The organism is Leptolyngbya sp. FACHB-541 (genome assembly GCF_014695875.1).
Classification (GTDB): Bacteria; Cyanobacteriota; Cyanobacteriia; order Elainellales; family Elainellaceae; genus JAAUTN01.
This window is the reverse complement of sequence record NZ_JACJPC010000154.1, coordinates 1-5,519: the sequence shown is the minus strand read 5'-3', so window position 1 is coordinate 5,519 and position 5,519 is coordinate 1. Positions and strand designations below refer to the sequence as shown.

The following is a 5,519-nucleotide window of genomic DNA, read 5'->3' as shown; positions in this document are numbered from 1 at the left end:
GCTCAAGTTTTTTTATATGCTTCCATCCGCTCACACGACTGTTCTACACTCACCGGACGAGGAACTTTAGGAGATGCCTGGAGACGGTAGTACACCAGTTTATGCACCGTTTTGTACTTCGCCTCAACCCCCAACTGCGTCTCGAACCAATCACAAATTGCTCCGTAGCCATCAAACCCCTCAGGCTCTTGCAACCGCTTTTTCAGACTCGCTTCTGCCCAGGCTGGAATCGCACGGGGGCGACCGCAGGGTTCCTTTTTCTCCAGCATCTCGCTGAGTCCTCCTGCTCGATAGCGCCGTAACCACTTCTGAACGCTGACCCGGTTGCGTCCAAGCAATTGCGCTGCTTGCTGTATCGTTGCCCCCGATGAAGCACTACACTTTTTCGCGTGCGAATCACGTAGTTGATAATGCTAAGGGGAATCTGTTCCGTCAGTGGTAGGGAGGACAACACGCTGGGTTCACTATCTACTTGGCTGGTGGCTTCGATACAAAACCTACCATCAGACTCGAGCACCAAATGACCTCGTTGAGCACCTGCATTTTCCACCAACACACTCATTAACCGTGCCAAAAGTTTTTCTAACACAATTTCGCTGGCGATCGCCTGAGACGCCTTTAGCAGCGTACTCAAATCGAATGATCCACCAGATGAGCGATCAGTTGTGGTCATACTTCTGGAACGCCGCACTACGTCAGGCTGGCGGTGCATATTCTCAGAAAACGGTTCTGCCTCACGCTCTAGCGTTTCTGCCTTACGTTTTGCGCCCCACGCTTCATAGGTGTAGCAAGCTTTTTGCCAGTAGCTGTAGGCAAAATTCGGCTTCTTACGAGCCAGCCAAAATTCGGCGGATCGTTCATAAGCGATCGCTTCATCTTGGAGAAAGCCTTGAGTTGCAGCGGCAGCGATCGCTCGGTCATAGCGATCGAGTGTTTCTTCTAACGAACAGCCTCGCAGTTGCCCGAGTTCTGCATCCAGCAACCAAAGCTTATGCTGAAAGTTTTCAGGACAATTGTTTGCCCACTGTTCAAGCTTGGCATAGTGTTCAGCAATCTGTTGCTGATAAACTGTGCGTTGTTCATACGATGCTCTTAAGCTCAATCGCAGTAGGATCAATGCAGCATAAAAATGAAGATCCGCATTTGAAATCACACCCAAAATATAGTTTTGCAACTCCAATGCCTTCTCGATACAAGCCCAAGCTGCGTCATCTTGATGGTGAAGATACAAAATGAATGCTTTTGCAATGAAATAACGACACAATGCACTTAAGCTTTTGTGATCAGCACAAGCTTGAAGATAATCAACTTCCTTGAGCGTCTCTTGATCAAAGTTTAACGAGTTGGTAGTCTGTCCAGTAAGATTTGCAAAGATAAGCTGGTAGCCAAGCAAAACATCGATCGCCCACTGGTTCTTTACACTCCGGCAAAACGTCAAAGATTCGGTAACCAAGTCGTCTAATTCCTTTAACGGTTTTCCTTGAAACATTAAATTAGAAATGCGATAGCTGAGAGAATAGCCCACATATTGAAATTCTCCTGATTCAAGACCGGAACGTACTCCATCTTGATTGATTGCATCTGCCAAACAGACAGGCTGAACCCAGGAATGAACAAAATTACTGAGGATGAAGCATACTCGCGATCGCTGAGTTAAGTTTTGATATTTCTCACTTAATTGCAATGAAACCAAGCAAGATTCATAACCCATTGCGTAATCACCTAGAACTGATCCCAGTAGAGTTCCATAGTTGGAATAGCCGTAACAGGATTCTGGAACATTGCCATATTTCAAAAATAGGGAAATAGAAACCACAACCACAACTTGCCAAATAATTTGCCTATAGCGATAGGCCGCTGATCCCATATTGGAGAGCACTTTCACTGCCAATTGTTTCTCAGCTTGGGTAATGTCAGGTTGGTGAAGCAGAATAGAAAAGGGGCGATCGCCTAAACGCGCTTTAAATTGCTGATATTGCTGTTCAAAAGCTTGTTCGAATTGGTTAGCTGGAAACTCAATGCCTAATAACTTAAGTGCCTCTCGTCCATATTCTAAAGCCCTAGCGTAATCTGTTTGAAGAGTAGATTGAACCACCAACAGATTATAAGCCTCGGCTTGAGGCAGTACCGAATGAGCATAGCTCAAAATTGTATCTAGAATTTGTTTGGAAGACTCAAGATTACCAATTAAATATTCAACTTCTGCTTGCTCCTGATGAAGAGCTAATGTCAGATGATACTGATTTTGCCAGGCATCTGTAGGAAGGCATTCTAACCCAATCGATAAATAGCTATGGGCAGCTTGATAAGCAGTTGATTCTTTTGCTTTGCGGGCTGCTCTTAAATTGAGCTCAATCAAATCAAGTTGCTCGGTGTAAGTAGCAAGGTGCGATCGCCCAATATTGAGATGATCAACGATACTAAAAAGTTCTTCATCCTCATTCGCAGACTGCAATTTATTTCGTAAAAGCTGCCCAATTTGAAGGTGAAGCTTTTGCTTTTGCTGCTCTGGAATGAGTGCATAGGCTGCTTGCTGAACTCGGTCATGAAGGAAGCGATAGTTTTGAATCAACAACTGCTCATCCGGCTCAGAGATTGTGAGAATTAAGCCTGCTTGAATGGCAGGAAAAAGAACAGTAAAGATCTCCTCTAGAGGTTGTTGCCCAATAATAGAGAGAGTCGCTAGATTAAAATTAGCACCGACACAAGCTGCCAAACAAAGTACTTGTTGTGCTTGAGGAGAAAGCTTTTGTAGCTTTCCCATCATTAAATCCACTACATTATCGGTAATATCCTGGGCTTGAATTTGCTCAATATCCCAAGTCCAAACTCGCTGCTTTAAGTCAAAACGAAGCAAATTCTCGGCTGTAAGCGTCTTCAAAAACTCGCTGGCAAAGAAGGGATTTCCATTCGTTTTGCAATGAATTAATTCTGCTAAAGTGAACGTGTTTTGCAGATCCTTATGTAAACTATCTGCCAACATTTGATTAAGATGATCGACGGTCAACGGATGAAGATCAATAGAAGTCAGAGGTACTTCCAGTGATTTCAGTTCTTCTAAAGTCATCATAAGCGGATGGGTGTCACTGACTTCATTGCTGCGATAGGCTCCAATCAGAAGCAGCGATCGCATTTCTCGATCGGTGAGCATGAGGTGAATGAGTTGCAAACTTCCTACATCTGCCCATTGCAGATCATCAAGAAAAATAACCAGTGGATGAGCTGGATCGCTAAAGGTGCGAACTAGTTTCTGAAAGATGAGTTTGAAGCGATTTTGAGTTTCAGTCGGTTCAAGCAATGGCACAGAAGGTTGTCGCCCAATCACTAATTCAATATTTGGGATGACATCAACAATGACCTGACCACTATTACCCAATGCAGCCAATAATTTAGCTTGCCATTGCTGCAAAGACTCCTGGCTTTCTGTAAGAAGTTGCTTGACTAAATCGCTAAAGGCAGCAACGATCGCACTGTAGGGAGTTGTTCTTTGAAGTTGGTTAAATTTTCCGGTAACAAAGTAGCCTCGCTTCTCAGTGATGGGTTTATAAATCTCCCGCACTAGCGCAGATTTTCCGAGTCCAGAGTATCCCGTCACTAAGATTATCTCCGGTGAAGCAGGCTGCTTCATTTGACCCCCTTGGAGCGTTGCTATTCGATCAAAAGCGGTTAACAACGTCTCTAATTCTTGCTGCCGTCCATAAAGTTTCTGGGGAATGTTGAGCTGGGTGACGTAATCCTCACGTCCTAACGGAAAAGGCGCGATTGCGCCCTGTGCATTCCATTTTTCCAAGCAATATTCCAGATCGAATTGAATGCCTAGTGCACTCTGATAACGGTCTTCAGGGTTCTTCCGAAGCAGTTTCAAGATGATATTGGAAACCACTTCAGGAATTGCAGGATTAACTTCGCTTGGAGAAAGCGGTTGCTTTGCTAGATGAGAATGAACGAGTTCTAAGGCATCATCAGAATGGAACGGCACTTGTTGCGTTAACAACTCATAAAACGTTACTCCAAGCGAGTAAAATCAGTTCGATAATCTAAAAACCGATTCATTCGTCCAGTTTGTTCTGGAGAAATATAGGCTAGGGTTCCTTCCAAAACATCTGGATGTTTTAAGCTAGAACTGACCTGGCTGATGCGAGTTGAAATACCAAAATCAATGATTTTTACACAATTGGTCTGACGATTAAAAACAATATTGGATGGATTAATATCTTTATGAATAACATGAGCCGCATGAATCTGCGATAGCGCCTGGGTAATGGCGATCGCTAACTTTAGAAACGGCTCGATTGCCAAGGGTTGTTTCTGAATAACACCGTATAGGGGCTCTGCACCAAAATCTTCCAGAACAATGACTAGCGACTTCTGGTGGGTTTCCAGTGCATAGGCTTGAATAATTCCCTCACCAGATAAGCCTCGAATCATCTCATACTCATGACAGTAGCGAGTTAGCTCTGCCCGAGTCGGGTAGCCCTGTTTGAGTACCTTAAGAATGACCTGTTCTACTTTGTCTAGTCCTACAGCCCGATACACGCCAGAATTGTCACTTTCGTACAGCAATTCCTGGATTTTGTAGCTGGATAGTTCGATCATGAACTTTTAACCAAGGATGAATAGATACAATTCAGAGCAATCTTATACAATCATTGCTTACCCAGTGAAAATTGATATCAAATAATACGAAACTGTCAGATTGAATGGGACTCGCCTCGCCCTTTCCTGGGCTTGCTGGCACTATCTTTATTGCATTTATTGGTGCAGTCGTGTTGTTGGTCATTCTGCACTTCATTCAACGTCGCCGCGCTATTTAGAGGGATGGGTAGTGTTCTAGACCTGTGGATGTCTAATGCTGGGACGATTGTGCAAGGCAGCTTTCAATATCAAGATCAGCGATTCAAAAAATTTTGCGACACAGCCCTCTAGAGCGAGAGCTAGAAACGGCTCTCATCCAGCATATTCGAGAGCTTTTGCTAGAGTTAGGGGTCGGGTTCTCCTTTGTTGGCAGTCAATATGGTTGTGTCGCAAAAATGGTAGGGTGTGGAAGCTCAATTTTCTCTAGCTCTGCTCTAAATGACGACCGATTCCTTGTTCAAATGGCATCACTTTCTGCCAAAAATCATCTTGCTGAATGTGCGGTGGTACTGCCGCTATTCACTCAGCTAGCGGAACCTAGAGGAGATGATGCAGGAGCGCGGCATGGGAGTGGATCACTCAACCATCAACCGCTGGGTTTTACGGTACGGACCAGAACTGGACAAACGCATTCGACCGTACCTCAAACCCACGAATGATTCTTGGCGGGTGGACGAAACTTACATCAAAGTCAAGGGCGTGTGGAAGTATCTGTATCGTGCGGTCGATTTGGAGGGTAATACCCTCGACTTTATGCTGAGCGCCAATCCCTTTGGGCTCATCCCAGCTTTTGGTGATCTTGGGATATCTCTTTAGGAAGCTTGTAACTCTATAGGTGTTGCTTTTGCAGTGAGGATAAAGCGTTTGCTGAGTAAGTCTAAATT

Annotated in this window: 3 protein-coding genes and 4 pseudogenes; 3 read left to right on the top strand and 4 right to left on the bottom strand. The window is 44.5% G+C overall.

Translation table 11 applies throughout. The features are described from left to right. Positions 1 to 2: 2 nt before the first annotated feature. The 4 genes and pseudogenes from H6G00_RS34210 to H6G00_RS34200 all read right to left on the bottom strand — a co-directional run bounded on the left by H6G00_RS34210 (position 3) and on the right by H6G00_RS34200 (position 4,596). Entirely contained in the window at positions 3 to 269 is a 267-nt protein-coding gene (locus H6G00_RS34210) for a winged helix-turn-helix domain-containing protein (RefSeq protein ID WP_190800140.1), read from the bottom strand. Positions 270 to 281: 12 nt separating this feature from the next. Further along, positions 282 to 338: pseudogene (locus H6G00_RS36990) on the bottom strand (hypothetical protein); the annotation flags it as partial. A 2,786-nt stretch (positions 339 to 3,124) separates the two neighbouring features. Then, positions 3,125 to 3,883 (bottom strand): annotated as a pseudogene (locus H6G00_RS36985) (AAA family ATPase); the annotation flags it as partial. Positions 3,884 to 4,005: 122 nt separating this feature from the next. Beyond that, positions 4,006 to 4,596, bottom strand: a complete 591-nt coding sequence (locus H6G00_RS34200; protein ID WP_190800138.1) for a protein kinase — start codon at positions 4,594 to 4,596, stop codon at positions 4,006 to 4,008. A gap of 104 nt (positions 4,597 to 4,700) precedes the next feature. On the opposite strand from H6G00_RS34200, the gene H6G00_RS34195 reads away from it, so the two are divergent. The 3 genes and pseudogenes from H6G00_RS34195 to H6G00_RS34185 all read left to right on the top strand — a co-directional run. Next, positions 4,701 to 4,814: a GlsB/YeaQ/YmgE family stress response membrane protein gene (locus H6G00_RS34195; RefSeq protein ID WP_190642058.1), complete on the top strand. Its 114-nt coding sequence runs from the start codon at positions 4,701 to 4,703 to the stop codon at positions 4,812 to 4,814. 111 nt (positions 4,815 to 4,925) lie between these two features. Further along, positions 4,926 to 5,015: pseudogene (locus H6G00_RS34190) on the top strand (PDDEXK nuclease domain-containing protein); the annotation flags it as partial. Positions 5,016 to 5,073: 58 nt separating this feature from the next. After that, a pseudogene (locus H6G00_RS34185) lies at positions 5,074 to 5,400 on the top strand (IS6 family transposase); the annotation flags it as partial. Positions 5,401 to 5,519: the final 119 nt, after the last annotated feature.